This is a genomic window from Streptacidiphilus jiangxiensis (genome assembly GCF_900109465.1).
GTDB lineage: Bacteria > Actinomycetota > Actinomycetes > Streptomycetales > Streptomycetaceae > Streptacidiphilus > Streptacidiphilus jiangxiensis.
The window spans coordinates 343247-370016 of the sequence record NZ_FOAZ01000004.1; the positions used below are offsets into that span (position 1 = coordinate 343247).

Below are 26770 nucleotides of genomic sequence, written 5' to 3' on the forward strand. Positions count from 1 at the left end.
GAAGGCCGCGCCGAGGGCGCGGCCTTCCGTCGATCGTGCGTGACCGTCATCCGGTCAGATCACCGGGTCGCGCGGGTCGTTGTCGGAGATGACGATGACGCTGTCGGACGGGTCGTTGTCGGAGATGACGAACTCCGGCTTCGCCAGCGGCGGCTGGCCGACCTCGATCTCCTCGGGCGAAAGCGAGAAGCTCTCTTCCATTTCGATCCCCCAGTTCTCCTGGACTCCCCGGGGCGGTCGCCTCGGGACGCCGAGAAGCATGCCCCGGGCCGTGCGTGTACCGTCAAGCGGCGCCGGAACCGGAATGACCGGTATTCCCCCTGGTCAGCGTCACAGAAGTCCTGCGTCCTGTACGCCTTTCCCGGGACGCCGGAGGCCCCGACCGTATCCGTGCATCCGAGACATGAGAGGGAAACGGACTGGAGACGTCGACGAAATGTACGCCGGTCTAGACAGGTTCTCGCTGTACGAAGGAGAGCCATGGCAGATACGACGAGCAGCGCGGAGCAACGTCTCCGCGCTGTGCAGGAGATGCTGGCGGGGGAGCCGGTGGCCGAGGTGTCGCGCAGGTATGAGGTCTCCCGACAGTCGCTGTACCGCTGGCGGAGCCGATACGAGAAGGAGGGTTTGGCGGGCCTTCAGGCCCGCTCCAGACGACCGCACAGCAGCCCGGGGCGGTTGCGCGGCTCGGTCGAGTCGCTCATCTGCGCGTTGCGGGCGGAGCAGCCCGGATGGGGTTCGCGGCGGCTCGTGACGGAGCTGGCCCGGCGCGGCATCGTGCCGTTGCCGTCCCACTCCACGGTCCACCGGGTGCTGGTGCGCAACGAGTTGATCGCCAAGGTCCGCGACGGAGCGGCCTCGCACTGGGCGGAGGCCGGCGACGAGCGGGACCGCCGGATCGCCCGCCTGGAGGAGGAGGTGCGACGCCTCACCGCGCGACTGGACTCGGCCGCCCCGCGTGATCCCGCGCCCTGTCACTGATGTCACCGGGCGTCCCGCACGTGCCGCCCGTCCGGGAACGGAACGGGCCTCGACGGGGACGACCGAAAACCGACGGTCGACGGATGGCGTCCCTCCGGTCGGCGGGGTCTCCCCGCCGACCGGAGGTCGGGTCGAACGGCCGGCGAACGGGACAGCGGCGCCTCCCGGGAGTCCGGGAGGCGCCGCCGGGGTCCGCGAGTCCGGGCTCACGCCTCCTTGGGGCGCAGCGTCAGGGAGATGGAGTTGATGCAGTACCGCTGGTCCGTCGGAGTGTTGTAGCCCTCGCCGTCGAAGACGTGGCCCAGGTGGGAGCCGCACTTCGCGCAGCGGACCTCGACGCGGCGCATGCCGTGACTGTCGTCCTTGATGTACTGGACGCGGTCCTCCGCCAACGGCGCGAAGTAGCTCGGCCAGCCGCAGTGCGACTCGAACTTGGTCTCCGAGCTGAACAGCTCGTTGCCACAGGCGCGACAGGCGTACACGCCCACCGTCTTGGTGTCGGTGTACTCACCCACGAACGCCCGCTCCGTGCCGGCCTCGCGCAGCACCGCGTACTCGGCCGGGGAGAGCTGCTCGCGCCACTCCGCGTCGGTCTTCTCGATCTCGTAGCCCATGGTCCGCGCTCCTTCGGTCGGTCCGGCTCGCTCAGGCGAGGGTGTCCAGGCGGGAAAGGATCTCCGGGCCGAGGAAGGTGACGTCCCCGGCGCCCATGGTCAGAACGAGATCGCCCGGCTTCGACATTCCCGCGACGATCTCGGGCACGGCCGCCAGCGAGTGGGCACCCTGCACGTCCGTGCCGGCGGCCCGGGCCGCCTCGATGACGATCTCGCTGGTGATGCCGGGGATCGGGTCCTCGCGGGCCGGGTAGATGTCGAGCACGACGACCTGGTCGGCGAGCGCCAGCGCCTGGCCCATCTCCAGGCCCAGCTCGCGGGTGCGGCTGAACAGGTGCGGCTGGAACACCACGACGACCCGGCCCTCGCCCGCGGCCTCGCGGATCGCCTGCAGGTCGGCGGCGATCTCGGTGGGGTGGTGCGCGTAGGAGTCGATCACCTGGACGCCGGCCGACTCGCCCTTGAGCTGCAGTCGGCGCCGCACGCCCTGGTAGCTGCTGAGCGCGGGAGCCAGCTCCGCGGCCGGCACGCCCAGGCGCACACCCGCGGCGAGCGCGGCGACGGCGTTGTGCGCGTAGTGGCGGCCCGGGACGTTGACGGTGAAGGTCAGCTCGTCGCCCGTCGGCAGGGCGAGGGTCACCTCGCTGGTCATGCCGCGCGGGGCGATCTTCACGATGCGGAAGTCGGCGCCCTCGGCCTCGCCGACGGTGACGATGTCGAACGCGCGGCCCGCGACGCGGGACGCGAGCTCCGCCGCGCCCGCGTGGTCGACGTCGACGACCAGCGCGCCGCCCGGGACGATGCGGTCGGCGAACGCCTCGAAGGACTCGTAGATCTCGTCCATGGAGGCGTAGTTGGCGTGGTGGTCCAGCTCCACGTTGAGGACGATGGCGACCTCGGGCGTGTACTTCTGGAAGCTGCGGTCGCTCTCGTCCGCCTCGGCGACGAAGATCTCGCCGGTGCCGTGGTGGGCGTTGCTGCCGGGCTCGTTCAGATCCCCACCGATGGCGAAGGACGGGTCCAGCCCCAGCGCGGTGAGGCTGACGGCCAGCATGCTCGTCGTGGTCGTCTTGCCGTGCGTCCCGGCGACGGCGAGCGCGCGGCGCCCCTCCATCAGCGCGGCGAGCGCGTCGGAGCGGTGCACGATCGGCAGGCCTCGGCGGCGGGCCTCGGCGATCTCCGGGTTGTCCTCCCGGATGGCGCTGGACACGACGATGGCGCTGGCCCCCGCGGGCACGTGCTCGGCGGCGTGCCCGATGTGGACCTCCGCGCCGAGCTGGCGCAGGGCCAGCACGACCGTCGACTCCTTGGCGTCGCTCCCGGAGACCTGCGCGCCGCGCAGCGCGAGGATCTTGGCGAGCCCGGACATGCCGGCGCCCCCGATGCCGATGAAGTGCGGGGCGTTGAGCGGGGCGGGCGAGGCGGTCATGGTGTCGGGCTCCGGGGGGCGCATCGACGACGGGCGGTCGCCTCGATTCTGCCGTATCCGCGGGGGCGGACGATGCAGGCGGGGACCGTCAGGGGCGCGGGGCCCCGCCGATGTGCGGCTCCGCCGGGTGGGCGCGAGCAACCCCGGAGTGCGGATGCTCCTGCCCGTTCGGCGCCCCACGTGGGTGGGTGGCTCGTCGCGCCCACGCAGGGGGCACCCCCGGCCGAAGGCCGGGGGAGGAGCCGCGCATCAGCAGGGCCTCGCGCCCCTTGGCGGCCGCCTAGTCCTGCTGGGCGAAGAGCTGGAGGACCGGGACGCCGACCTTGTGGCGGGCCTGGGAGGCCCAGTCGCGGTGGAAGAGGCCCTCGACCCAGTGCGGGGCGGCCAGCACGATCACCTCGTCCGCCGAGACGTCCTTGATCAGGTCCTGCAGCCCCTCCAGCGGGTTGTGGTCCACCACCGCGCCCTCCGCGCCGCCCGCCCCGCCGTTGCGCAGTGCGTGCAGCGTGTGCGCGAGGGCCTGGTCCGCGGCGCTCAGCGCCGCCTGGCCGTGGGGCTCCTCCCGCTCCTTCGCGGCCTGCTCCAGGTAGCCGAAGGCGACGTCGTCGATGGCCCGCAGCAGTTCGTCCTGCTTGCCGCGCGGCTGCATCACCACGTGGAAGAAGACCGGCTCGTCGCCATGGAGCGTGGTGACCAGCTCGACGTCGGCATCCGACAGCGCCTTCTCGATCAACAGAACGGTAGTGAACACGTGCGTCCTTCTTCCCTCGTCAGCAGGTGAACCTGTGCGCTGCCTTTGCATCCTCCCGCAATATGCGGAGGGTATCCCTCCGTTATTGCGCAATCTTCACGCTACGGGCGTACCGGGCGAAGAGGAAACCTTTCTCCTCCAGGAGCCCGATCAGTTCCATGCGCTGAGCGATCGACTTCGCACCATGGGCGATCCGGGGTGCGTCACCCGAGGCGATCAGGGGTGCGAGCGTCGCACAGAGTTCGTCGAGATGATCACCCTCGGCCAACTGACCGAGAAGCCGGGGGCCGCCCTCCGTCAGGATCCGGGGCAGGCCGCGGCCGGCCAGCGCCGCGACCGCGCGGCCGACGTCCACCCGCGCTTCGCCCGCGACCACCACGTCCGCGACCTCGCGGACCCGGGCGAGCCGGTCCGCCGGAGCGGCGTCGGCCGTCACGACGATCGTCGGCACCAGCGGGGAGGTGAACAGCGGCAGCGACAGGTCCAGGTCCAGGCCGGCGCTGACGATCGCGATCACCGGCGCGGGGCCCTGCCCGCGCGCCGCCCGCTCCGCGGTGAACTCCGCGCGCGCCTTCGCCGGGCGGTACCCCTCGGCGCGCACCGTCTGGGCGCCCACCAGCACCACGTCCGCCAGCGCCCGCAGCACCCCGAAGATCCGCTTGTCGGCGGGGGAGGAGAGGCCCTCCGACAGACCGTCCAGACGTGCCGCGCCGTCCAGGCTGGTCACCATGTTGGCCCGCACCCACGGCCGACCGGCGTCGGTGACCTCGGCCGGGTACGCGTAGGCCTCGGCGAGCGCGTCGAGACTCCACGGGACGTCGTCGTTCTGGCCCGGTCTGGAGGTGAGGTCCGTCACATCCGGGGCGTACGGAAGCAGTCTGCGCACATGGGGCAGTCTTCCACGCCCCCGAGGACCGTACCCTTGGGACTCGTGTCGCCTGCCCCTCACATAGCCCTCGCCGAGCGCCGGCCCGTCGTCGCCGCGGAGCGGCTGATCGCCGAGATGGTCCCGCCGCCCCGCTTCCAGCAGGCGCGCTTCAGCACCTACATCCCGGACCCGCAGCAGCCCAGCCAGGCCGAGGCCGTCCGGGTGCTGGAGGCCTTCGCCGCCGGACTCACCTCCCGCGACACCGCCGCCAAGCCGGCCAAGAAGCGCTGGTTCGGCCGGGGGACGCAGCCCGCCGAGACCTCCGGCCCCGGCGGCGTCTACCTCGACGGCGGCTACGGCGTCGGCAAGACCCACCTGCTGGCCTCCCTGTGGCACGCCACCCCCGGTCCGAAGGCCTTCGGCACCTTCGTCGAGCTGACCAACCTCGTCGGCGCGCTCGGCTTCCAGCAGGCCGTGCAGGCCCTCTCCGGGCACACGCTCCTCTGCATCGACGAGTTCGAGCTGGACGACCCGGGCGACACCGTCCTGGTCTCCACCCTGCTGACCCGCCTCGCCGAGGCCGGGGTCAAGCTCGCCGCCACCTCGAACACCCTGCCCGGCAAGCTCGGCGAGGGCCGCTTCGCGGCGACCGACTTCATGCGCGAGATCCAGGGCCTGGCCTCCCGCTTCCGCAGCCTGCGCATCGACGGCCAGGACTACCGCCACCGCGGCCTGCCCGAGGCCCCGCCCCCGTACAGCGACGCCGAGGTCACCACGCTGGCCGCGTCCCACGGCGAGGGCGCGTCCCTGGACGACTTCGACGCCCTCCTCACGCACCTCTCCGACGTCCACCCCAGCCGCTACGGCGCGCTCCTCGACGGCGTCGACGCCGTCTTCGTGCGCGGTGTGACGCCCGTGCCGGACCAGAGCACCGCCCTGCGCCTGGTCGTCCTCGCGGACCGGATGTACGACCGCGAGCTGCCGATCGTCGCCTCCGGCGCGGCGTTCGACTCCATATTCAGCGAGGAGATGCTGAACGGGGGGTACAAGAAGAAGTACTTCCGCGCCATCTCCCGCCTGGTCGCGCTCGCCCGCGACAGCAAGCAGATCGCCGCCGCGGGCTGACCGGTTGATCCACCCGCTGCTCGCCGAGCGCTTCAGCCCGTACGCCTTCGAGCCCGGCCCGGTGGCCGACCGGGAGCTCACGCTGCTGCTCGACGCGGCCCGCCGGGCACCCTCCGCGGGGAACTCGCAGCCGTGGGGGTTCCTGCCGGTGCGGCCGGGGGAGGCCGCCCACGACCGGGTCGTCCCGTACCTGGCGCGCAGTTCCGCGCGCTGGGCCGTGGACGCCGGGCTGCTGGTCGTCGCCCTCGCCCGCCGTTGGGTCGACGACCCGGAGATCACGTACTCCGAGTTCGCCGACTACGACCTCGGCCAGTCGGTGGCGCACCTGACCGTCCAGGCGCAGGCCCTCGGACTTCAGGTGCACCAGTTCCGGGCCTTCGACCTCGACGGCCTCACCGCCGAGCTGAAGCCGCTGCCCGGGTGGGAGATCGTCTCCATGCTCGCGGTCGGCCGCGCGGCGGACGAGCCTCCGCCCACCCGCGAACGCCGCAGCACCGTCGACCTGACCACGGCCCCGTTCCGCGTGTCCGAGGCCTAGACCCGGGCCACGGCCGGGACGTGGGCACCGGAGGCGATCAGCGCCGGGCCCTGGCGTTGCGGTCGGGATGCCGCCGGCGCTCTCCCGGGCGGCGCCTCCCGATTTCGGGGCCGTTTGTCAGTGCCGGGCCGTACGGTTGGTGGCGTGAGGCCTACCACCGATCTTCAGCGGTCCATGGCGCCCTTCGAGGTCGTCAGTCCCTACCAGCCCAACGGCGACCAGCCCGCCGCCATCGCGGAGCTGGAGCGCCGCGTCCGCGCGGGCGAGAAGGACGTCGTCCTGCTCGGTGCCACCGGTACCGGCAAGTCCGCCACCACCGCGTGGATGATCGAGAAGCTGCAGCGGCCCACGCTCGTCATGGCGCCGAACAAGACCCTCGCCGCCCAGCTGGCGAACGAGTTCCGCGAGCTGCTGCCCAACAACGCGGTCGAGTACTTCGTCTCGTACTACGACTACTACCAGCCCGAGGCGTACATCGCGCAGACGGACACCTACATCGAGAAGGACTCCTCGATCAACGAGGAGGTCGAGCGGCTGCGCCACTCGGCCACCAACTCGCTGCTCACCCGGCGGGACGTCGTCGTGGTCGCCTCCGTCTCCTGCATCTACGGCCTCGGTACGCCGCAGGAGTACGCGGACCGGATGGTCCAGCTCAAGGTCGGCGACGAGATCGACCGGGACGCGCTGCTGCGTCGCTTCGTCGAGATCCAGTACAACCGCAACGACGTCGCCTTCACCCGCGGCACCTTCCGGGTGCGTGGGGACACGATCGAGATCTTCCCGGTCTACGAGGAGCTCGCGATCCGGATCGAGATGTTCGGCGACGAGATCGAGGCGCTCTCCACGCTGCACCCGCTCACGGGCGAGGTCATCAGCGAGGACGAGTCGGTCCACGTCTTCCCCGCCTCCCACTACGTGGCCGGCCCGGAGCGCATGGAGCGCGCCATCGCCGGGATCGAGACGGAGCTGGAGGAGACGCTCGCCCGGATGGAGAAGCAGGGCAAGCTGCTGGAGGCCCAGCGGCTGCGCATGCGCACCACGTACGACATCGAGATGATGCGTCAGATCGGCACCTGCTCCGGCATCGAGAACTACTCCCGCCACATCGACGGGCGCACCGCCGGCACCGCGCCGAACACCCTGATGGACTTCTTCCCCGAGGACTTCCTCCTCGTCATCGACGAGTCCCACGTCACCGTGCCGCAGATCGGCGCGATGTACGAGGGCGACGCCTCCCGCAAGCGGTCCCTGGTCGAGCACGGCTTCCGGCTGCCCTCGGCGATGGACAACCGGCCGCTGAAGTGGGAGGAGTTCGTCGAGCGCATCGGGCAGACGGTCTACCTCTCCGCCACCCCCGGCAAGTACGAGCTCTCCCGCTCCGACGGCCAGGTCGAGCAGATCATCCGTCCGACGGGCCTGATCGACCCGGAGATCGTCGTCAAGCCGACGGAGGGCCAGATCGACGACCTGGTCCACGAGATCCGCAAGCGCACCGAGAAGGACGAGCGCGTCCTGGTCACCACGCTGACCAAGAAGATGTCGGAGGACCTCACCGACTACCTCCTGGAGCTCGGCATCCGGGTCCGGTACCTGCACAGCGACATCGACACGCTGCGCCGCGTCGAGCTGCTGCGCCAGCTGCGCGCCGGCGACTACGACGTGCTGGTCGGCATCAACCTGCTCCGTGAGGGCCTCGACCTGCCCGAGGTCTCGCTCGTCGCGATCCTGGACGCGGACAAGGAGGGCTTCCTGCGGTCGCCCACCTCGCTGATCCAGACGATCGGCCGTGCCGCGCGTAACGTCTCCGGCCAGGTGCACATGTACGCGGACCGGATCACCCCGGCCATGGACCATGCGATCTCCGAGACCAACCGGCGTCGCGCGATCCAGCAGGCGTACAACACCGATCACGGCATCGACCCGCAACCGCTGCGCAAGAAGATCGGCGACATCCTGGACACCCTCACCCGCGAGGACATGGACACCGCCGAGCTGCTCAGCACCGGCTACCGCCAGTCCGGCGGGGGCGGTCGGGGCCAGAAGGCGCCCGTTCCGGTGCTCGGTCTGAAGGCCGACGCCAAGGAGGCCAAGAGCCTTCCGGCCGCCGAGCTGGCCGAGCTGATCGCCGAACTGACGGAGCGTATGCACAATGCCGCGGCCGAATTGCAGTTCGAGGTGGCGGCGCGTCTGCGTGACGAGGTGAATGAACTGAAGAAGGAGTTGCGCCAGATGCGCGAAGCCGGAATGGCCTGAGTGTTCGACGCCCGATTCCTCCGTACGCCGGTCCCATCGAGCGCTTATGGTGCTCGATAGAGGATGCACAGGGAACGGACAAGGGTCCGCGGGCGTTCCGACACCATTGGGGAGGGCCGAGCCATGTCGGTGAGTCTGAGCACGGGCCAGCGCATCCGTCTCGAGGGGCAGTCGGGCCCGCCGGTCATCCGGCTCGGGCTCGGCTGGCAGGGGGCGCCGCGCAAGCGGCTCTTCGGGTCGTCGCGCCGACGTGCGGTGGATCTCGACGCCTCCGCGGTGCTCTACGCCAGCGGCACCCTGGCGGACGTGGTCTTCTTCCGGCATCTGGTCAGCAACGACGGGTCGGTGCGCCACGCCGGGGACCTGCGCGTCGGTACCTCCGGCCCGTCGGAGCAGTCCGAGGACACCGAGTCGATCACGGTGGATCTCGGACGCATCCCGCCCCGGATCACCCAGATCGTCTTCACGGTGAACTCCTACAACGGCCAGAGCTTCGCCGAGGTGCAGCACTTCCACTGCCGACTGGTCGACGAGGCATCCGGGGCGGAGCTGGCCCGGTTCACCCTGAGCGGCGGCGGGGAGCACAGCGGCCAGGTGATGGCGAAGGTGGACCGCGACGAGGACGGCGCCTGGCAGCTCACCGCGATCGGGGTGCCCGCCCAGGGGCGCACCTTTCGGGACATGCTCCCGGTGATCGAGCAGTACCTCTGAGGCCTGGTGTGAGAGAAGTCTCTTCACGGGACGAATGTTTGGAGTCGATCTTTATATCTGCCTAATGTGCGGGGGTCCGTCCCCACAGCCGACGGACGCCGGCATCGGGCACGCCGAGTCCAGCCCCTCGACGCCGGGAAACGACGAGTCACCAGGGCCGGAGCGGGGGAACCACAGGTAAGCCGCCCCTGCCCTTTTCCGGGTCGGGGCTCGGGGTGAAGCCGCGTCCGCGCGGCCGGGCCACACTTCTCCGGTCCGAATCCGACAGCTCACCTCGCAGGCGTCGGAGAGGCCCGCCCCATGCGCCGCACCCTGTCGACCCCTGCCCGCATAGCCGCGCTCAGCGCCGCACCCGCCCTGCTGCTCGGTGGCGTCGCCGCCACCCAGGCCCAGGCCGCGACGCCCCGCGTCACCGAGACCGGCCTGACCGCGACCACCACCGCCTCCGGCACCACCGCGAAGCTGACGGTCACGTCGAGCTCCTGCGTGACCTTCCGTTCCCTGGGCGTGGCCGTCCGCGACGCGGCCGGCCACAACCTGGACTTCCCGCAGTGGCGCAGCAACGCGCGCGTCTGCTCCGGCGGCCTGACCCTCACCGCCTCCCGTCAGTTCCCGGCCGGCAGCTACACCATGTTCGGTGCGTACCTGGACACCGCCGGCACCTGGCACAACCTGGCCTCGAAGACGCTGACGGTCGGGGGCTCCTCCGCCAAGCCGACGCCCGCTCCGACGCCGACGCCGACGTCCACGCCGACGCCCTCCCCGTCGACCCCGGCCGCCACCGGCTCCATCCCGGCGGGCGTCGCCTCCTCCACCACGCCCATCTGGTCGGACGAGTTCAACTCGCTGAACACGAGCCGCTGGGTCTCCAGCACCACGACGTCGTACCAGTACGGGAACCACAACCCGAACGACAACAAGCTCGACTGGCTGGACCCGAACGACGTCTCCGTCGCGAACGGCGTCGCCACCTTCACCGCGCAGCCCAGCTCGCACACCCTGGAGAACGGCCAGCAGGCCTGGACCACGGGCCTGCTCACCACCGAGGGTTCGCAGGAGGGCTTCCAGGTCAAGACCGGCGACTACGTCGAGGCCCGCGTCAAGCTGCCGAGCCAGCAGGGTGCCTGGCCGGCGCTGTGGACCTGGAAGAACGGCAACGGCGAGATCGACTCCTTCGAGTACCACCCGGACAACCCGAACCTGCTGGAGCTCTCCAACCACGTCAACGCCGCGCACGACTACTACACCGACGCGAACGCGATCAAGCCGGGCGGCTGGGTCACCATCGGTACCAAGTACGGCGCGAACTCGGTCGACTGGTACATCAACGGCGTCAAGGTCTACTCGGACAACACGGGCGTGGGCGCGAACTGGTCCGCGTACCTGATCCTGAACCTGTCCCTCTCCGCCGGTCAGTACCACCCGGCCCCGAGCGGCAGCACCCCGATCACGTTCGCGGTCGACTACCTGCGCGTCTACCACTGAGCGGGATTTGTTAGCCTGGTCGGGTAAGCGGAGGGGAGTACTCCCTGAAACGACGCGTCCGTCATCACGGCGGTGCCACGGCACCTCCCGGGCGCGTCGGCCCGGCCAGGCACTGGCAGGGCGGAGGAGACCTCCGGCAGTGAAGCGCGTGTCGCTTCTGCCGGAGGAAGGACGTCCATGGACGTTTCCATCGCCATGTGGGTCACCACCATTGTGGTCCTCGCCGCCCTGATCGCCGTCGACTTCTTCGTCGGCGGACGCAAGCCCCACGAGGTCTCCGTCCGCGAGGCCGCCGTCTGGTCCGCGATATGGATCGGCCTCGCCGGGCTCTTCGCCGGTTTCCTGTGGTGGCACTCCGGATCGGCGCCCGCCGGACAGTTCCTCGCCGGCTACGTCACCGAGAAGTCGCTCAGCGTCGACAACCTCTTCGTCTTCGTGCTGATCATGGCGAAGTTCGCTGTTCCCCGGATCTACCAGCAGCGGGTGCTGATGATCGGCGTGCTCATCGCGCTGGTGTTGCGGGCGGTCTTCATCGCGGCCGGTGCGGCCGTGATCGCCTCCTTCTCGTGGATCTTCTTCCTCTTCGGCGCGTTCCTGATCTGGACCGCCTGGAAGCTGATCAAGGAGGCCCGGGCGGGCTCCCAGGACGAGGAGTTCCAGGAGAGCAAGCTGCTGCGCGCCGTTGAGCGCCGCTTCCCCACCGCCGACGGCTACCGGGGCACCCGGCTCACCGTCGTCGAGGGTGGCCGCCGTCTGATCACCCCGATGCTGCTGGTGATCCTGGCCCTGGGGACCACCGACGTGCTCTTCGCGATGGACTCGATCCCCGCGATCTTCGGCCTGACCCAGGACGCGTACATCGTCTTCACGGCCAACGCCTTCGCGCTGATGGGCCTGCGCCAGCTGTACTTCCTCATCGGCGGCCTGCTGGACCGCCTGGTCCACCTCTCCTACGGCCTGTCCGTCATCCTCGGCTTCATCGGCGTGAAGCTGCTGCTCCACGCGCTCCACGAGGCGGGCGTCCACGCCGCTCCGGAGATCGGCACGCCGCTCTCGCTCGCCGTCGTGGTCGGCGTGCTGGCCGTCACCACGGTCACCTCGCTGGTCTCCTCGCGCCGCGCGGCGGCGCGGGAGAGGGGTCGGCAGCAGGATGACGCGACTCCGTCGGCGAGGATGGGGGCATGAGCGAGACGGAAGAGACCGCGAAGAAGCCGGCCCAGCGCCGCACGGGCCGCCGGCCCGGCGGCGCGGACACCCGTGGCGCGGTCCTGGAGGCGGCCCGCTCGGAGTTCGCCGCGCGCGGCTACGAGAGGAGCAGCATGCGCGGCATCGCCCGGGTGGCCGGGGTGGACGCGGCGCTGCTGCACCACTACTTCGGCAGCAAGGAACAACTGTTCCTCGCGGCGCTGGACTTCCCGATCGAGCCCGGCCAGGTGGTCCAACTGGTCCTCTCCGGCGAGCCGTCGGAGCGGGGCGAGCGGCTGGCGCGCTTCGTTCTCGCCCTCTGGGAGCAGCCGGAGGTGCTCGACCGCCTCCTCGCCGTGCTGCGCACCGCGGTGGGCAGCGAGCAGATCGCGCAGGTCCTGCGCGAGTTCATGGTCGGCGAGCTCATCGTCCGCCTGGCCGCGGAGCTGGGCGGCGACCAGGCCGAGCTGCGGGCGGAGCTGGTCCTCTCGCAGATCATCGGCCTGGCGGTGGCTCGTTACGTGATCCGTGCCGAGCCGATCGCGTCCGCGACGGCGGACGAACTCGTCCCCTTTCTGGGCGCGACCCTCCAGGGTTATCTGGGCAACTGACAGGTGCCTGCACCCTCCAGGGGAGCCTTGACGGGAAGCCTTGCTCGGCACGAAACTCAACGCATGGTGAATTCAACTCCCGCCGTCGACGTGCGCGGGTTGCGCGTCACGCGGGGTGGCAGGCCGGTGCTGGACGGGATCGATCTGGTCGTCGAGCGGGGATCGGTGACGGGCCTGCTGGGTCCGAGCGGGTGCGGGAAGACGACCCTGCTGCGCAGCGTCGTCGGGGTGCAGCGCATCGAGGCCGGGGAGGTGCGCGTGCTGGGCCTGCCGGCGGGGGCGCCGGCCCTGCGGGACAGGGTCGGGTACGTGACGCAGGCGCCGTCCGTCTACGCGGACCTGTCGGTGCTCGCGAACCTGCGGTACTTCGCCGAGGTGCTCGGCGCGCCGAAGGCCGACCCGGAGCGGGTGCTCGAGGAGGTCGGCCTGCGGGAGCACGCCAAGGACCTCGTCGGACAGCTCTCCGGTGGGCAGCGCGCCCGCGTCTCCCTGGCGGCGGCGCTGCTCGGAGCGCCCGAGCTGCTGGTGCTGGACGAGCCGACCGTCGGGCTGGACCCGGTGCTCCGCCAGGAGCTGTGGCAGCTGTTCCACCGACTCGCCGCCGGTGGCGCGACATTGATCGTCTCCAGTCACGTCATGGACGAGGCCGCGCGCTGCACCGCGCTGCTGCTGATGCGCGAGGGGCGGCTGCTCGCCCACGACACCCCGCAGGCGCTGCTCGACGCGACAGGAGCCGCCGACATCGAGGCCGCCTTCCTCGCGCTCGTGGCCGGGGAGGGGGCGCGATGAACCCGCACCGCACCCTCGCCACCGCCCGCCGCGTCCTGCTCCAGCTGCGCAGCGACCCGCGCACGGTCGCCATGCTGCTGCTCGTCCCGTGTCTGCTGATCGTGCTGCTCAAGTACGCCTTCGACGGGCGGCCCGAGGTCTTCGACAGCCTCGGCGCGCCGCTGCTCGGGATCTTCCCGATGATCGTGATGTTCCTGGTCACCGCGGTCGCCACGCTGCGCGAGCGGACCACCGGCACGCTGGAGCGGCTGCTGACGATGCCGCTCGGCAGGATGGACCTGCTGCTCGGCTACGCGCTCGCGTTCGGACTGGTGGCGTTGGTGCAGGGAGTGCTGGCCTTCGGGCTGACGGTGGGGGTGCTCGGGCTGAGCGTCACCGGGCCGAGCTGGGCGCTGCTCGCCGTCGCCGTGGCGGACGGGCTGCTGGGGATGGCCCTCGGGCTCTTCGTCTCGGCCTTCGCCGCGACCGAGTTCCAGGCCGTGCAGTTCATGCCGGCGTTCCTGCTGCCCCAACTGCTGCTCTGCGGGCTGTTCACGCCGCGCGACACCATGGCCGACTGGTTGCACGCGATCTCGGACGTGCTGCCGCTCAGCTATGCCGTCGACGCGATGAACAGGATCACCTCGCAGAGCGGGTTCAGCGGTGCGCTCGCCGTCGATCTGGCCGTGGTGCTGGGCTGCACTCTGCTGGCGCTCGCTCTCGGCGCGGCCACGCTGCGCCGCCGAACGGCCTGATCAGGACTGGCCCCCTTGTCCGGATTGTCCTAAGGTCCGAAGAGACTCGAGGGACGAAAGGGGCGAAACATGATGATCCTTGCGATGATCGGATTCTCGATCGCCGTCATCGCCATCTGCACGGGCCTGCTGGTCTTCATGATGGGTGGCTTGAAGTTCCCCGACGAGGGCCGGTCCAAGCCGTGACCGCCGCCTGCGGCGAAACATCAGCGCCCCGCACCGGGCAGGCCGGTGCGGGGCGCTGATTCGTGCTGCTGAGGCTGAGGTCAGCTCTGCGGGACGATGTTCTCGGCCTGCGGGCCCTTCGGGCCCTGCGTGACGTCGAACTCGACCTTCTGGCCCTCGAAGAGCTCACGGTAGCCCTGCGAGCTGATGTTCGAGTAGTGGGCGAAGACGTCGGCGCCGCCGCCGTCCTGCTCGATGAAGCCGTAGCCCTTCTCGGCGTTGAACCACTTCACGGTACCGGTGGCCATAGGAATCCCCATTCTCCAGAGTTGGTCGGCCGCAGCAGAAGCGCGCAGCCGAGTCGCCGGAATGATCACCCTGGTCGGAGAGACCTCAGAAAGCACGAACGCCCGTGATCGCGACCACGGGCGGTGAAGCTTAGGGAACCACGACTGCAACTGATTCAAGACTACAGGATCTGGTTCACGTCACTCTTCGGCGTGGCGTACCGCGAACTTCGTGGTCCGTTGATCGAGAACCGTGTACCGTCATGGCTTGCATCACCGCAGAATGAGTGGAGAAATACAGATCATGGCGACCGGTACCGTCAAGTGGTTCAACGCCGAGAAGGGCTTCGGCTTCATCGAGCAGGACGGCGGCGGCGCCGACGTCTTCGCTCACTACTCGAACATCAACTCCACCGGCTTCCGTGAGCTGCTGGAGGGCCAGAAGGTCGAGTTCGACGTCACGCAGGGCCAGAAGGGCCCGCAGGCCGAGAACATCACCGTCATCTGACGGCACCCGGCTCACGCACGACGCCCCACAGCGGTTTGTCCGCCGTGGGGCGTCGTCGTTCCCGCCCTCCGCTGCGCGAAGCCCGTCCTTCAGACCGAGAACCGCAGGAACTCGCTGGTCGCGCGCTTGGGCGCGGCCGGGTCGGGGAGGATCGCCAGCGCCTCCAGGCTCGGCTGCCGTTCGACCCAGGCCAGGCCCTGTTCCGGGCCCATCGCGAACGCGGCGGTGGCGAACGCGTCGGTCCGCGCCAGGCGCGCCGGGCCGGAGGAGACCAGCGTCAAGGAGAGCAGGCCGGCTGCCGACTCGCCGGTGCGCGGGTCCAGGATGTGCGCGCCGCGCTCCGCAGTACCGGAGGTGGCGACGACCAGGTCCCGCCCGGCCAGCACGGCCGCGAGCGAGCCGGGGCGGAAGGGATCGGCGACGCCGACCCGCCAGGGACCGCCGACCGACTGCACGTCGCCGCCGCCGTTGACGCAGTGCTCCGTCGAGCCGGCCTCGCACAGCAGTGCGCAGGCTTGCTCCACGGCCCAGCCCTTGACCCAGCCGCTCGGGTCGAGCCGCCCCTCGGGGTAGGCGCTGAACCAGCCGTCGGTCAGCTGCTCGACCTCCGCGCAGCGCTCCAGCACCTCGGCCAGCTCCGGGCTCGCGTCGTCGACGCACGCCTCACCGTGGGCGATCCGACCCACCTCGCTGTCGGCCCGATAGGGCGAGAAGCGGGCGTCGATCGCGTGCAGCCGGGCGACGGCCGCATGCAACGCCTCGTCCACGGCCGGGCTCGGGTCGCGGACCACGAACGAGAAGACCGTGCCCATGACGTGCTCGGCGTGCCTGGTGATCACTTGAGTCCGGCCCGGTCGAGGGCGCTCTGCAGCGACTGCGTGTAGCCGTCGCTGGTGTAGGTGGCGCCGGAGACCGCGTCGATCTGCGCGCTCTGGGCGGCCAGCGCCTCCTGGTTGAGGACGGGCAACGCGTAGCTGTTGATGTCCTGGTCCCGCTGCATCCCGTTGGGGTACTGCAGCACGTCGATCTTGCTGATCCTGCCGCCGCTCACGTCGATCCGGACCTGGACCGGGCCGTAGCGGGTGTCCACCGCGTCACCGGTCCAGCTGCCGGTCTTCGTCGTGCCCGAGGTCCCCGAGCTCGCCTTGGCGGACGGCGTGCTGCCCCCCTTCGACGAGCCCGACGAGCCCGACGAGGTCGAGCCGGACGAGCCCGAGCCGGACGAGGTCGAGGTCGACGAGGAGCCCGAGTCGGCCGCCGCGTTGCCGCCGGAGCTGCTGCTCGTGTCGCTGCCGGAGCTGATGACCGGCGCCTGGGACGAGGCCGACGCGGTGCCGTGCGGCTTGAGTGACAGCAGCAGGACGACGCCGGCCGCCGTGGCGGTGGTGGTGACGATGGCGCGGCGCATGGCAGGCCTCCGAGGGAGCAGGGACGGGATCAGAAGCTGAAGGACTCGTGGTGGATGCGGTGCCGGGGCACGCCCGCCGCGCGCAGCGCGGTGACGGCGTGCTCCATGAACGACTCCGGCCCGCAGACGTACACGTCGTGGCCGACCAGGCCGGGCACCAGGCTGGTCAGCACGCGCGGCTGGATCGGGTCGCCGACCTCGCTGCGGCGTCCCACCAGGAACTGCAGCCGCGCCCCGCGCGCCTCCGCGATCGCGGTGAGCTCACGCCGGAAGAGCAGCTCCTCCTCCGCGCTCGCCCGGTAGAGCAGGGTGAGGTCGCCGCGCCTGGCCGGCAGGGTCTCGAACAGGGCGCGCACCGGGGTGATCCCGACACCGGCGGCCAGCAGCAGCACCTGTCGCGAGCGCCGACGTCGCGCGGTGAACGCCCCGTACGGGCCCTCGGCGCGGACCTTGGTTCCCGGCGCCAGGCGGGCCACGGCGGCGCTGTGCCCGCCCAGGTCCTTGACCGTGAAGCGCAGGTAGTCGCGGGTCGCCGGGGCCGAGAGCGAGTAGGGGTTGGCCGCGAGGCGCAGTCCCTTGGCCAGGAACTGCAGCCGGAAGAACTGGCCCGGCTCGGCGCCGAGCTCGTCTAGGTGGCGGCCGGTCAGGAAGAGCGAGACGGTGCCCGGACCCTCAGTGCGGACCTCGGCCACGCGCAGCTGGTGGCGACGGTCGAACCGCCACGGTCGCACCAGCCGGAACCAGCCCAGCAGGACGGCAGTGCCGAGGTACAGGCCGTACCAGAGCAGCCGCTCCGGGCCCTCCCCGAGGTCGGCGCCGTTGCTGAGCTGGTGGGCGAAGCTCAGGGCGACGGCCAGATAGGTGGCCAGGTGCAGGTAGTACCAGGTCTCGTAGCCGAGGCGCCGGCGCGCGGCCCGGGCGGAGAAGAAGCCGGTGGCGAGCAACAGCAGCGTGCCGAAGGTCGCCTTCAGCATGTCGGGGTAGGTCAGCACCATGGTGACGCCCTCGCCGATCACGTTCTTCCGGGCCGTCAGCGCGTAGCCCCAGATGATCGTGACGATGTGCGCGCTCACCAGCCCGACGAGGTAGCGGCCGCCCATCGCGTGCCAGCGGGCGAGCCGGTCGGCGCCGACCTCGCGCTCGAGCAGCGGGATGCGAGACATCAGCAGCAGCAGGACCGGCGCGGTGAATCCGGCCAGCAGGCCGGTGATCCGCCCCGCGTTGGTCAGCCACTGGTCCAGGCCCACCACGCCCAGCGTGTTCTTCCACCAGAAGCCGACGACGGCCAGGGCCCCGACGGTGATGGCGGCCAGCACCAGCCGCGGCACGGTGTCCACGGGCAGGCTGGACCCGGGCGGGCCGCCGCGGTGGGCGCCCGCCCGTGCGGCGTGTTGTTGCGTGGTGGCGCTCATCGGCTGCTCCCTCCGGACGGTGGACGTTTTCGGTAACCCTGACAGCGCAGGTTCAGAATTCCCTATGAGTAAGAGCCCGATCAGAGGCCGAGCGGGCGCTGTTCTTGCTGGTCAGAAGCGTGTCGGGCGATGGCGTGCGGGCTTCTGCGGGCGAAGTGATCTCATTGCTTTCTCATGGCTGCTCACTCGACTGCAGCAGAATGGCCCCATGTCCCAGGAGACCCTCATGTCCACGCCCACGCGGCGCATCCTCGTCGTCGACGACGAGCCGGATCTCGTCGAGGTGCTGTGCGGTGCGCTGCGCTACGAGGGCTGGGAGACCCGCGGCGCGGGCAACGGCGCGGAGGCCGTGGAGCTCGCCGCACGCTGGCAGCCCGACGCCATCGTGCTGGACATGATGCTCCCCGACTTCGACGGTCTGGAAGTGCTGCGTCGCGTCCATGCCGCACGGCCGGAGGTGCGGGTGCTCTTCCTGACCGCACGGGACGCGGTCGAGGACCGGATCGGCGGCATCTCGGCGGGCGGGGACGACTACGTGACCAAGCCGTTCAGCCTGGCCGAGGTCGTGGTCCGGCTGCGCGGCCTGCTGCGGCGCGCCCAGCCCGTCTCCGGGCCGTCCGGTGCGGTGGACGAGGCCGCCGACACCGAGGACGTGCTCACTCTGGCCGACCTCGTGCTGGACGAGCGCGCCCACGAGGTCACCCGCGGCGGCGAGCTGATCGACCTCAGCCCGACCGAGTACGCGCTGCTGCGCTACCTGCTGCGGCACCCGCGCCGGGTGCTGAGCAAGGCGCAGATCCTCGACGCGGTCTGGTCCTACGACTTCGGCGGGCAGGCGCACGTCGTCGAGCTCTACATCAGCTACCTGCGCAAGAAGGTCGACCACGGCCGCGAACCGCTGATCCACACCGTGCGCGGCGCGGGCTACCTGATCAAAGCCCCGCATGCCTGAGCAGCACCCGCCCGGCCCGGAGTCCCGGCGTCGCTGGTTCGTCCGGCGCCGCTGGTTCGTCCGGCCGCCCCGCACCCTGCGCGGACGTCTGGTCGCCGGCCTCCTGGCTCTGCTCGCGCTCGCGAGCACGGCCATGGGCCTGGTCACCGTCTCCGAGCTGCACAGCTTCCTCGTCGCCAAGGTCGACCAGCAGCTCGCCGAGACCGGCGGCCGGTACGCGGCCAGCCTGGATTCGGTCCGGCACGGCGACACCCGGGCCCAGTCCACCGGCACCCTCGGCGTCACCCTCCAGGGCGGCCGCGTCACGGGCGCCGGCGTGGTCGACGGGGACGCCGACGACCGCGCCGGCGGTGACCCGGACGACCATCCCGCGTTCGGCCCCACCACCCAGGCCGTCCTCGCCGCCCTCCCGATCGGCGGCGGACCGGTCACCCGGCACCTGGGCGCGCTGGGGGAGTACCGCCTGGTCGCCCAGCACGGCGCCGAGGGGGAGACCCTCGTCACCGGCCTGCCGCTGACCCAGGTCGACGGCACCGTGCACCGGCTGCTCCTGGTCGAACTCCTGGTCTTCGCCGGACTCTTCGCCCTCACCGCGGCCGGCGGCACCTTCTGGGTGCGGCTCGCGCTGCGCCCCCTGGAGCGCGTCACCCGCACCGCCGAACAGGTCAGCGCGTTGCCGCTGGCCAGCGGTGAGGTCACCCTGCGCGAACGCGTCCCCGACGCCGACCCGCAGACCGAGGTGGGACGCGTCGGCCTCGCCCTCAACCTGATGCTGGGTCACGTCGAGGACGCCCTCGCCCAGCGCCAGTCCGTCGAGGAACGCCTGCGCGGCTTCGCCGCCGACGCCAGCCACGAGCTGCGCACCCCCGTCGCCGCGATCCGCGGCCACGCGGAGCTGGCGCTGCGCAGCCCCGAGCCGACACCGGAATCCGTGCGGCACTCGCTGCGCCGCATCGAAGCCGAGTCGCAGCGGATGGGCGCCATCGTCGAGGACCTGCTGCTCCTCGCCCGCCTCGACGCCGGCCGTCCGCTGGCCCGCGAGGAGGTCGACGTCACCCGCCTCGCCCTCGACTGCGTCACCGACGCCCGCGCGGCCGGCCCCGACCACAGGTGGCAGCTGGAGCTGCCCGAGGAGCCGGTCCTCGTCACCGGCGACGCCGACCGCCTCCGCCAGGTCGTGGCGAACCTCCTGGCCAACGCCCGGGTCCACACCCCCGCGGGCACCCGCGTCTCGCTCGCCCTGCGCGCCACGCCGGACCGGGTCCGCCTGACCGTCTCCGACACCGGCCCGGGCATCCCGCCCGACCTCACCCCGCACGTCTTCGAACGTTTCACCCGCGGCGACCGCGCCCGCTCCCGCGCCACCGGCTCGACCGGCCTCGGCCTCTCCATCGTCGAAGCCGTGGCCACCGCGCACGGCGGCACCGTCACCGTCGACTCCGAGCCGGGGCGCACCGTCTTCGAGGTCGTCCTGCCGGTGTAGTGCGCCGGCTGCTACGCCTGCGCGAGCAGCGCGCGGAGTTCGCGGACGCGGATGTGGTCCGGGCCGAAGAGCTGCTCCGTGGTCGTCTGGACGGCGTGCAGAGCGGCGGTGGCCTCGTCGCGGCGGTTGAGGGCGCGCAGGGCGCGGGCCTGGGTGACGGCCGTGGCGGCCGCGGTCTCGACCGTGAGGTGCGGGGGCCGGGGCGTCGCGGCGAGGACGTCGAGGGCTTCCTGATGGCGCCCCTGCGCGGTCAGCGCGGAAGCCAGGTTGACCGTGAGGACGTAGGCGTTGCTCGTCGCCGCGACGCCGCCCTCGACGGAGGCGATCACCAGGCCCTGGCGGGCCGCCGACTCCGCCTCGACGGCGCGGCCCTGGCCGGTCAGCGCGACCGAGAGCAGGATCAGTCCCGACAGGCGTACCGCGACGCCCGCGGCACCCGCGACGCTGGCGGCCGAGTCGATGAGGAGGCGGCTCTCCGTCTCGGCCTCGGCGAATCGCTCCGCGTGGCACAGCGCGGCCGCGCGCTGCGCGCGCGTCACCCGGACGAGGGCGCCTTGGTCGACACCGTTCCCCGCGAGCTCGGCCAGCTCCACCCAGGCCTGCGCGGACTCCTCGTGACGGCCCAGGGTGTCCAGCGTCCCGGCGTACAGCACCCAGGCCTGCAGCAGGGTCTGACTCGTCCCCAGCCGCTCCCTCTCCGCCACGACCGCCGCTGCCTGCTCGCTCGCCTCCGCGACGGCGCCCGTCGCGCGCAGTGCCCCGGCGAGGCGGTAGCGCAGCTCCAGCGTCACGTCGTGCTCGGGCCCCAGCCCGGCCAGGGCCTGGTCCAGCCAGGTGCGCAGTGGGTGCACCATCTGCCCCTGGCGGCCGGACGCGAAGTACGGCTGCGTCCCCAAAGCCTTCGCGGCCAGGTCCGAGGCCAACCGCTGCCGCGCCCGCCAGTCCTGGAAACGCCCCATCCCCAACCCCTCCTCGGTTCCCGGCGCGCCATTGTGCCAGGTGACTCGGGACGCCTCGGGCCCCCTATGCCGCGACCGAGGTCTCGGCCAGCAGAGCCCGCAGGCGAACGACGCGGGGGTGCGCCTCGGTGTGACGACCCTGGGCGGTGAGGGCCGACGCCAGGTTGACGTCGAGGATGCGTTGGAAGTTGCCGACCTGGACGGTGCTCGTGGCCGATTCGGCCAGTGCCGCGCGCAGGGTCTCCTCAGCCTCGGCCGGGCGATCCTGGTCGACGAGCGCCTTGCCGACGGAGTTCAACGCGGACAGCCTCGGATACACCCGCAACCCGACCGGCATCCGGTCGACTTCTTCGAGGAACTTCCGCGCCTCCGCCTCCTCGGCGCGGCCCATCATGCAGAGCTGCGCCGCGATGCAGGAGAGCGCGTAGAAGCGGGCGATGCGCCCCTGCCTGTAGTCGTCTGCCCCGTCCGCTACCGTCCGGAACTCGCGAATGGCCTCCTCGCTCCGGCCTTCGTCAGCGAGGGCCCGGCCGTGGAACTGCCGGATCTCCAGGGTCAGGGGGTGTCTCTCACCGAGCGCCCCGGCGTCGTCGGTCGAACAGTCCCATGCCTCACCTCTCCGGGAACAGCACTGCCCGTCCACGGCAACGGGGGAATGGCGTGGACGGGCAGGCGGGAGAAAATCTCGCACAGGAGATGATCACTTGTCGAGAGCTTGCGGAGCCCGATCTTCCACCGCAGTGAAACCGTGACATTCACGCACGGGCAGACGCGGGTAGCGCGGCAGGGTGTCGTCCGATGCCGCGCCGCCGCAGCGCAGGTACGCGGTGCCGCGGCGGGTCTCGTTCAGCAGCCGGTGGGCGCAGCCGAGGCAGAGCCCCGGGTGGGCGCCGAGCTTGGCGAGGGCGCTCGTGGCGTCGCTCACCAGCCCCGGGCCTCCCACTCGGCCAGGTGCGGGCGCTCCGCGCCGAGGGTGGTGTCGTCGCCGTGGCCGGGGTAGACCCAGGTCTCGTCCGGCAGCGGGGCGAAGAGCTTGGTGGTGACGTCGTGGAAGAGGCTGCGGAACGCCGCCGGATCGCCCCAGGTGTTGCCGACCCCGCCGGGGAAGAGGCAGTCACCGGTGAACAGGTGCGGGTGGCCCTGGGGGTCGTCGTAGAGCAGGACGATCGCGCCGGGGGTGTGGCCGACCAGGTGCCGGACGGTGAGGCTGACCTCGCCGACCTTCAGCGTGTCGCCGTCGTCGAGCGGGAGGTCCGTCGGGACGGGGATGCCCTCGGCGTCGATCCGCCCGGCCGCCGTCCGCGCACCGGTGGCGCGGACGACGTCGGCGAGGGCGCTCCAGTGGTCCTGGTGCCGGTGCGTGGTGACCACGGTGGCAAGGCTGTCGCCGACGGTCTCCAGCAGGACGGGCGCGTCCGCGGCGGCGTCGATCAGCAGCTGCTCGTCGGTGGCGCGGCAGCGCAGCAGGTAGGCGTTGTTGTTCATGGGCCCGACGGCGACCTTGGTGATCACCAGATGCGCCAACTCCCGGACGTCGGGCGTCCCGCCGACCTTCACCGCTCCGTGGTAGCTCATGGGATCAGCCTAGCGGCGGGAGCGCCGGCAGGGCCGCCTTCGGGTCCTGCGCCTGCGCGCGGCCGATCAGCACGTCGAGGCCGCCGCCGTCGGAGCGTCCGGTGAGCCAGGCCAGCAGCGCGGACCCGGGGCCGATCACGGTCACGTCGGGGGTGCCCGAGGGCCTCGGCGCGCCCGTGTCGTGGACGGACCGGGGGTCCGGCTCGTTCTCCTCGTCGGCCGGGAAGTCGGTGTCGACCAGGCAGAGGCTCGGCAGCCCCTCGCGGCCGGCGAACCTCGCGCTGACGCGCGCCAGCTGCTGCCGCACGAACGCCTCCGGCCAGTCGCCCGGGGCGCAGGCGTCCTGCAGGCCGAGGTCGACGTGGTGGTACTCGACCTCCTCGATCCGCCTGGCGACCACCTCGTGCGCGGGGAACGAGCCGAGGCGGTGCGGGACGTCGACCGCCCACGCGGCGTCCGGCATCGCGGCCGCCGCCGCGTCGAAGCGGGCCGCGCTTGCGCGCAGATCGGCCGCGTGCTCGGCGAGGGTGCGCTTCGCGCCCGCCTGGATGTCGTGCTCGCGGGCCTCGAGGCTCGGGTACATGGGGGTGGGCACGCCGGTGCGCGCGCCGGTCAGCAGGTTGGTGAGCCCGTCCGCGTTGCGGGCGAGGTGGGCCAGGACGTGGCCGCGGGTCCAGCCCGGGAGCAGCGACGGCTCGGCGAGCTGCTCCTCGCGCATGGCGTCCACGGTCGCCAGCAGGCGCGAGGTCGCGGCGGCCAGGACGGGAATGTCAGTGGTGGGTGCGATGCTCAAAGGATGTCCCCCATAGCCGTAGCCGGTTCGGTCGTTACGCGGAGCACTTGTCCGTCGTTCCCACGAGCGGAGCGTTCCACGCGCTAGCGTTTCACCCGATCGGGCGAACACGGTCGATTGCCTGAAAAATCGAACACGTGATCCCATTACTCTTGACTATCGATACTCATTTAGTGGTTCCCGTCCGTTCATCCCGCTTTTGAAGGGCGCAGTAGCGTGGCAGACCGCCTCATCGTCCGCGGTGCTCGCGAGCACAACCTCAAGAACGTCTCGCTGGACCTGCCGCGTGACTCCCTCATCGTCTTCACCGGCCTCTCGGGCTCCGGCAAGTCCTCCCTCGCCTTCGACACGATCTTCGCCGAGGGCCAGCGGCGCTACGTCGAGTCGCTGTCCTCCTACGCCCGCCAGTTCCTCGGGCAGATGGACAAGCCCGACGTGGACTTCATCGAGGGCCTCTCCCCGGCCGTCTCGATCGACCAGAAGTCGACCTCGCGCAACCCTCGCTCGACGGTCGGCACGATCACGGAGGTCTACGACTACCTCCGCCTCCTCTTCGCCCGCATCGGCCACCCGCACTGTCCCGAGTGTGGCCGCCCGATCGCCCGGCAGTCGCCGCAGCAGATCGTCGACAAGGTGCTGGAGCTCCCCGAGGGCACCCGGTTCCAGCTGCTGTCGCCGCTGGTCAAGGGCCGCAAGGGCGAGTTCGTCGACCTCTTCGCCGACCTCCAGACCAAGGGCTTCTCCCGCGCCCGGGTGGACGGGCAGACGATCCAGCTGACCGAGCCGCCGACGCTCAAGAAGCAGGAGAAGCACACCATCGAGGTGGTCGTCGACCGCCTCACCGTCAAGAAGAGCGCCCAGCGCCGCCTGACCGATTCCGTCGAGACCGCGCTCGTCCTCTCCGGCGGCACGGTCGTGCTCGACTTCGTCGACCTCCCCGAGGACGACCCGGAGCGCGAGCGCATGTACTCCGAGCACCTCTACTGCGTCTACGACGACCTGTCCTTCGAGGAGCTGGAGCCGCGCTCCTTCTCCTTCAACTCGCCCTTCGGCGCCTGCCCGGAGTGCACCGGCATCGGCACCCGCATGGAGGTCGACCCGGAGCTGATCGTCCCCGACGAGGAGAAGACCCTCGACGAGGGCGCCCTCCACCCCTGGTCGCACGGCCACATCAAGGACTACCACCTGCGCCTGATCAAGGCGCTGGGCAAGGAGCTCGGCTTCCGGACCGACATCCCGTGGGCGGGCCTGCCGGCGCGCGCCAAGAAGGCGCTGCTGTTCGGGCACAAGACGGAGATCGAGGTCACCTTCACCAACCGGTACGGCCGCGAGCGCTCCTACACCACGGGCTTCGAGGGCGCGGTCCCGTTCGTGCAGCGCCGCCACGCGGACGCGGAGAGTGACAGCGCCCGCGAGCGCTTCGAGGGTTATATGCGCGAGACGGCCTGCCCGGCCTGTCACGGCGCGCGCCTCAAGCCGGTCGTCCTCGCGGTCCGGATGTCCGGCAAGTCGATCTCCGACGTGTCGTCCATGTCCATCGCGGACTGCGCCGAGTTCCTCGGCGGCATGGAGCTGAACGACCGCGAGAAGACGATCGCCGAGCGCGTGCTCAAGGAGGTCAACGAGCGGCTGAAGTTCCTGGTCGACGTCGGCCTGGACTACCTCTCGCTCGACCGCGCCGCCGGCACGCTCTCCGGTGGTGAGGCGCAGCGCATCCGCCTGGCCACGCAGATCGGCTCCGGTCTGGTCGGCGTGCTGTACGTGCTGGACGAGCCGTCCATCGGGCTGCACCAGCGCGACAACCACCGCCTGATCGAGACCTTGGTCCGCCTGCGCGACCTCGGCAACACCCTGATCGTCGTCGAGCACGACGAGGACACCATCCGCACCGCCGACTGGGTCGTCGACATCGGCCCCGGCGCGGGCGAGCACGGCGGCCGGGTCGTCCACTCCGGCTCCCGCGAGGGCCTGCTGAAGAACAAGGAGTCGCTGACCGGCGCCTACCTGTCGGGCCGCAGGGCGATCCCGCTGCCCGAGGTGCGCCGTCCGCTGGACACCAAGCGGCAGATCACGGTCCACGGCGCGCGTGAGCACAACCTGCGCGACGTCGACGTCTCCTTCCCGCTCGGTCTCTTCACGGCCGTCACGGGTGTCTCCGGCTCCGGCAAGTCGACGCTGGTCAACGACATCCTCTACACGCACCTGGCGCGCGAGCTGAACGGCGCGCGCAGCGTGCCGGGCCGCCACACCCGCGTCACGGGCACGGATCTGGTCGACAAGGTCGTCCACGTCGACCAGTCGCCGATCGGTCGCACCCCGCGGTCCAACCCGGCCACGTACACGGGCGTCTTCGACCACGTGCGCAAGCTCTTCGCCGAGACGACGGAGGCGAAGATCCGCGGCTACCTGCCCGGTCGCTTCTCCTTCAACGTCAAGGGTGGCCGCTGCGAGAACTGCGCGGGCGACGGCACGATCAAGATCGAGATGAACTTCCTGCCGGACGTCTACGTCCCCTGCGAGGTCTGCCACGGCGCCCGCTACAACCGGGAGACACTGGACGTCCACTACAAGGGCAAGTCCATCGCCGAGGTCCTGGACATGCCGATCGAGGAGGCGCTGAGCTTCTTCGAGGCCGTCCCGGCGATCGCGCGCTACCTGAAGACCCTCTCCGAGGTCGGTCTCGGGTACGTCCGTCTCGGCCAGTCCGCGACGACGCTCTCCGGCGGTGAGGCGCAGCGCGTCAAGCTCGCCTCCGAGCTGCAGAAGCGCAGCAACGGCCGGACCATCTACGTCCTGGACGAGCCCACCACGGGTCTGCACTTCGAGGACATCAGCAAGCTGATCAAGATGCTGACGGGCCTGGTCGACAAGGGCAACACGGTCATCGTCATCGAGCACAACCTCGATGTGATCAAGACCGCGGACTGGGTCATCGACATGGGCCCCGAGGGTGGCTCCGGCGGCGGCATGGTCGTCGCCGAGGGCACGCCGGAGGAGGTCGCGGCGGTGGGCGAGAGCCACACCGGCAAGTTCCTGCGCGACATCCTCGGCGAGGAGCGGGTCTTCGACTCCGTTCCCAAGCCCCGCAAGAAGCCCGCGGCGCGGAAGAAGGCCGCGACGGCCGCGGCGGCGAAGAAGTAGGCCGCTGAGCCCG

At 71.1% G+C, this 26770-nt stretch carries 29 protein-coding genes and 1 riboswitch; of the genes, 15 read left to right on the forward strand and 14 right to left on the reverse strand.

Features of this window, described 5'->3' with window-relative positions; translation table 11 throughout:
• Window positions 1–54: 54 nt before the first annotated feature.
• A complete protein-coding gene (locus tag BMY61_RS46035) occupies window positions 55–201 on the reverse strand; it encodes a hypothetical protein (protein WP_169791823.1) in 147 nt (48 codons plus the stop codon).
• Window positions 202–480: 279 nt separating this feature from the next.
• On the opposite strand from BMY61_RS46035, the gene BMY61_RS10440 reads away from it, so the two are divergent.
• The gene (locus tag BMY61_RS10440; protein WP_052438223.1) at window positions 481–981 is read left to right on the forward strand and encodes a helix-turn-helix domain-containing protein; all 501 of its coding nucleotides are present in this window, start codon (window positions 481–483) and stop codon (window positions 979–981) included.
• Window positions 982–1187: 206 nt separating this feature from the next.
• Here the strand turns inward: BMY61_RS10440 and msrB are convergent, their stop codons facing one another.
• The 4 genes from msrB to BMY61_RS10460 all read right to left on the reverse strand — a co-directional run bounded on the left by msrB (window position 1188) and on the right by BMY61_RS10460 (window position 4661).
• Window positions 1188–1595, reverse strand: coding sequence for a peptide-methionine (R)-S-oxide reductase MsrB (gene msrB / locus BMY61_RS10445; protein ID WP_042441619.1), 408 nt, complete (start codon window positions 1593–1595; stop codon window positions 1188–1190).
• 31 nt (window positions 1596–1626) lie between these two features.
• Complete coding sequence (gene murC / locus BMY61_RS10450) at window positions 1627–3024, reverse strand: UDP-N-acetylmuramate--L-alanine ligase (protein WP_143094260.1); 1398 nt, start codon at window positions 3022–3024, stop codon at window positions 1627–1629.
• 280 nt (window positions 3025–3304) lie between these two features.
• Window positions 3305–3775 carry a hypothetical protein gene (locus tag BMY61_RS10455; protein ID WP_042441615.1) on the reverse strand — a complete coding sequence of 157 codons (471 nt, stop codon included), beginning with the start codon at window positions 3773–3775 and terminating at the stop codon, window positions 3305–3307.
• 82 nt (window positions 3776–3857) lie between these two features.
• A complete protein-coding gene (locus BMY61_RS10460) occupies window positions 3858–4661 on the reverse strand; it encodes a pyrimidine reductase family protein (RefSeq protein ID WP_042441614.1) in 804 nt (267 codons plus the stop codon).
• A gap of 117 nt (window positions 4662–4778) precedes the next feature.
• Here BMY61_RS10460 and zapE point away from each other — a divergent pair, with 117 nt between their 5' ends.
• The 9 genes from zapE (at window position 4779) to BMY61_RS10505 (ending at window position 14074) form a co-directional block, all read left to right on the forward strand.
• Window positions 4779–5768, forward strand: a complete 990-nt coding sequence (gene zapE, locus BMY61_RS10465) for a cell division protein ZapE (RefSeq protein WP_342342523.1) — start codon at window positions 4779–4781, stop codon at window positions 5766–5768.
• 4 nt (window positions 5769–5772) lie between these two features.
• On the forward strand, window positions 5773–6306 hold the full coding sequence (locus BMY61_RS10470; RefSeq protein ID WP_042441607.1) for a nitroreductase family protein: 534 nt from the start codon (window positions 5773–5775) through the stop codon (window positions 6304–6306).
• Window positions 6307–6480: 174 nt separating this feature from the next.
• Window positions 6481–8559 (forward strand): excinuclease ABC subunit UvrB, encoded by a 2079-nt coding sequence (uvrB, locus tag BMY61_RS10475; RefSeq protein WP_174514455.1) that lies wholly within the window; start codon window positions 6481–6483, stop codon window positions 8557–8559.
• Between the two features lie 123 nt (window positions 8560–8682).
• Entirely contained in the window at window positions 8683–9270 is a 588-nt protein-coding gene (locus BMY61_RS10480; RefSeq protein ID WP_042441604.1) for a TerD family protein, read from the forward strand.
• Between the two features lie 139 nt (window positions 9271–9409).
• A riboswitch (cyclic di-AMP (ydaO/yuaA leader) is annotated at window positions 9410–9566 on the forward strand.
• A gap of 4 nt (window positions 9567–9570) precedes the next feature.
• Entirely contained in the window at window positions 9571–10755 is a 1185-nt protein-coding gene (locus BMY61_RS48330; protein ID WP_082014634.1) for a glycoside hydrolase family 16 protein, read from the forward strand.
• Between the two features lie 177 nt (window positions 10756–10932).
• Window positions 10933–11940 (forward strand): TerC family protein, encoded by a 1008-nt coding sequence (locus tag BMY61_RS10490; protein ID WP_042441602.1) that lies wholly within the window; start codon window positions 10933–10935, stop codon window positions 11938–11940.
• Window positions 11937–12551, forward strand: a complete 615-nt coding sequence (locus tag BMY61_RS10495) for a TetR/AcrR family transcriptional regulator (RefSeq protein WP_042441600.1) — start codon at window positions 11937–11939, stop codon at window positions 12549–12551. The genes BMY61_RS10490 and BMY61_RS10495 overlap by 4 nt, the downstream gene beginning before the upstream one ends.
• 63 nt (window positions 12552–12614) lie before the next feature.
• Window positions 12615–13340 carry an ABC transporter ATP-binding protein gene (locus BMY61_RS10500; RefSeq protein ID WP_042441598.1) on the forward strand — a complete coding sequence of 242 codons (726 nt, stop codon included), beginning with the start codon at window positions 12615–12617 and terminating at the stop codon, window positions 13338–13340.
• A complete protein-coding gene (locus BMY61_RS10505; RefSeq protein WP_042441596.1) occupies window positions 13337–14074 on the forward strand; it encodes an ABC transporter permease in 738 nt (245 codons plus the stop codon). The genes BMY61_RS10500 and BMY61_RS10505 overlap by 4 nt, the downstream gene beginning before the upstream one ends.
• 266 nt (window positions 14075–14340) lie before the next feature.
• On the opposite strand, the gene BMY61_RS10510 is transcribed toward BMY61_RS10505, so the two are convergent.
• The gene (locus BMY61_RS10510) at window positions 14341–14547 is read right to left on the reverse strand and encodes a cold-shock protein (protein WP_042441595.1); all 207 of its coding nucleotides are present in this window, start codon (window positions 14545–14547) and stop codon (window positions 14341–14343) included.
• 283 nt (window positions 14548–14830) lie between these two features.
• Here BMY61_RS10510 and BMY61_RS10515 point away from each other — a divergent pair, with 283 nt between their 5' ends.
• Window positions 14831–15034: a cold-shock protein gene (locus BMY61_RS10515; protein WP_042441593.1), complete on the forward strand. Its 204-nt coding sequence runs from the start codon at window positions 14831–14833 to the stop codon at window positions 15032–15034.
• A gap of 89 nt (window positions 15035–15123) precedes the next feature.
• On the opposite strand, the gene BMY61_RS10520 is transcribed toward BMY61_RS10515, so the two are convergent.
• Together BMY61_RS10520 and BMY61_RS48595 are read right to left on the reverse strand one after the other, a co-directional pair.
• A complete protein-coding gene (locus tag BMY61_RS10520) occupies window positions 15124–15846 on the reverse strand; it encodes an FAD:protein FMN transferase (RefSeq protein WP_075003851.1) in 723 nt (240 codons plus the stop codon).
• Between the two features lie 23 nt (window positions 15847–15869).
• On the reverse strand, window positions 15870–16124 hold the full coding sequence (locus tag BMY61_RS48595; protein WP_342342520.1) for an FMN-binding protein: 255 nt from the start codon (window positions 16122–16124) through the stop codon (window positions 15870–15872).
• On the opposite strand from BMY61_RS48595, the gene BMY61_RS48600 reads away from it, so the two are divergent.
• A complete protein-coding gene (locus BMY61_RS48600) occupies window positions 16117–16482 on the forward strand; it encodes a hypothetical protein (RefSeq protein WP_342342521.1) in 366 nt (121 codons plus the stop codon). The genes BMY61_RS48595 and BMY61_RS48600 overlap by 8 nt on opposite strands.
• Here the strand turns inward: BMY61_RS48600 and BMY61_RS10530 are convergent.
• Window positions 16472–17854 (reverse strand): ferredoxin reductase family protein, encoded by a 1383-nt coding sequence (locus BMY61_RS10530; RefSeq protein WP_042441590.1) that lies wholly within the window; start codon window positions 17852–17854, stop codon window positions 16472–16474. The genes BMY61_RS48600 and BMY61_RS10530 overlap by 11 nt on opposite strands.
• Before the next feature lie 208 nt (window positions 17855–18062).
• Here BMY61_RS10530 and BMY61_RS10535 point away from each other — a divergent pair, with 208 nt between their 5' ends.
• Window positions 18063–18806: a response regulator transcription factor gene (locus BMY61_RS10535; RefSeq protein WP_042441588.1), complete on the forward strand. Its 744-nt coding sequence runs from the start codon at window positions 18063–18065 to the stop codon at window positions 18804–18806.
• Complete coding sequence (locus tag BMY61_RS10540; protein WP_063773138.1) at window positions 18799–20289, forward strand: sensor histidine kinase; 1491 nt, start codon at window positions 18799–18801, stop codon at window positions 20287–20289. Before BMY61_RS10535 ends, BMY61_RS10540 begins: the two co-directional genes overlap by 8 nt.
• An 11-nt stretch (window positions 20290–20300) precedes the next feature.
• Here the strand turns inward: BMY61_RS10540 and BMY61_RS10545 are convergent, their stop codons facing one another.
• The 5 genes from BMY61_RS10545 to BMY61_RS10565 form a co-directional block, all read right to left on the reverse strand.
• Window positions 20301–21248: a tetratricopeptide repeat protein gene (locus BMY61_RS10545; protein WP_042441586.1), complete on the reverse strand. Its 948-nt coding sequence runs from the start codon at window positions 21246–21248 to the stop codon at window positions 20301–20303.
• 64 nt (window positions 21249–21312) lie between these two features.
• A complete protein-coding gene (locus BMY61_RS10550) occupies window positions 21313–21891 on the reverse strand; it encodes a tetratricopeptide repeat protein (protein WP_042441584.1) in 579 nt (192 codons plus the stop codon).
• Between the two features lie 57 nt (window positions 21892–21948).
• Window positions 21949–22173 (reverse strand): hypothetical protein, encoded by a 225-nt coding sequence (locus BMY61_RS10555; RefSeq protein ID WP_143094261.1) that lies wholly within the window; start codon window positions 22171–22173, stop codon window positions 21949–21951.
• Window positions 22170–22823, reverse strand: a complete 654-nt coding sequence (locus BMY61_RS10560; RefSeq protein ID WP_042441580.1) for an MBL fold metallo-hydrolase — start codon at window positions 22821–22823, stop codon at window positions 22170–22172. Before BMY61_RS10560 ends, BMY61_RS10555 begins: the two co-directional genes overlap by 4 nt.
• 4 nt (window positions 22824–22827) lie before the next feature.
• Window positions 22828–23616: a maleylpyruvate isomerase family mycothiol-dependent enzyme gene (locus BMY61_RS10565; protein WP_042441578.1), complete on the reverse strand. Its 789-nt coding sequence runs from the start codon at window positions 23614–23616 to the stop codon at window positions 22828–22830.
• A gap of 216 nt (window positions 23617–23832) precedes the next feature.
• On the opposite strand from BMY61_RS10565, the gene uvrA reads away from it, so the two are divergent.
• Window positions 23833–26757: an excinuclease ABC subunit UvrA gene (gene uvrA, locus BMY61_RS10570; RefSeq protein WP_042441576.1), complete on the forward strand. Its 2925-nt coding sequence runs from the start codon at window positions 23833–23835 to the stop codon at window positions 26755–26757.
• The last annotated feature ends 13 nt before the right edge of the window (window positions 26758–26770 follow it).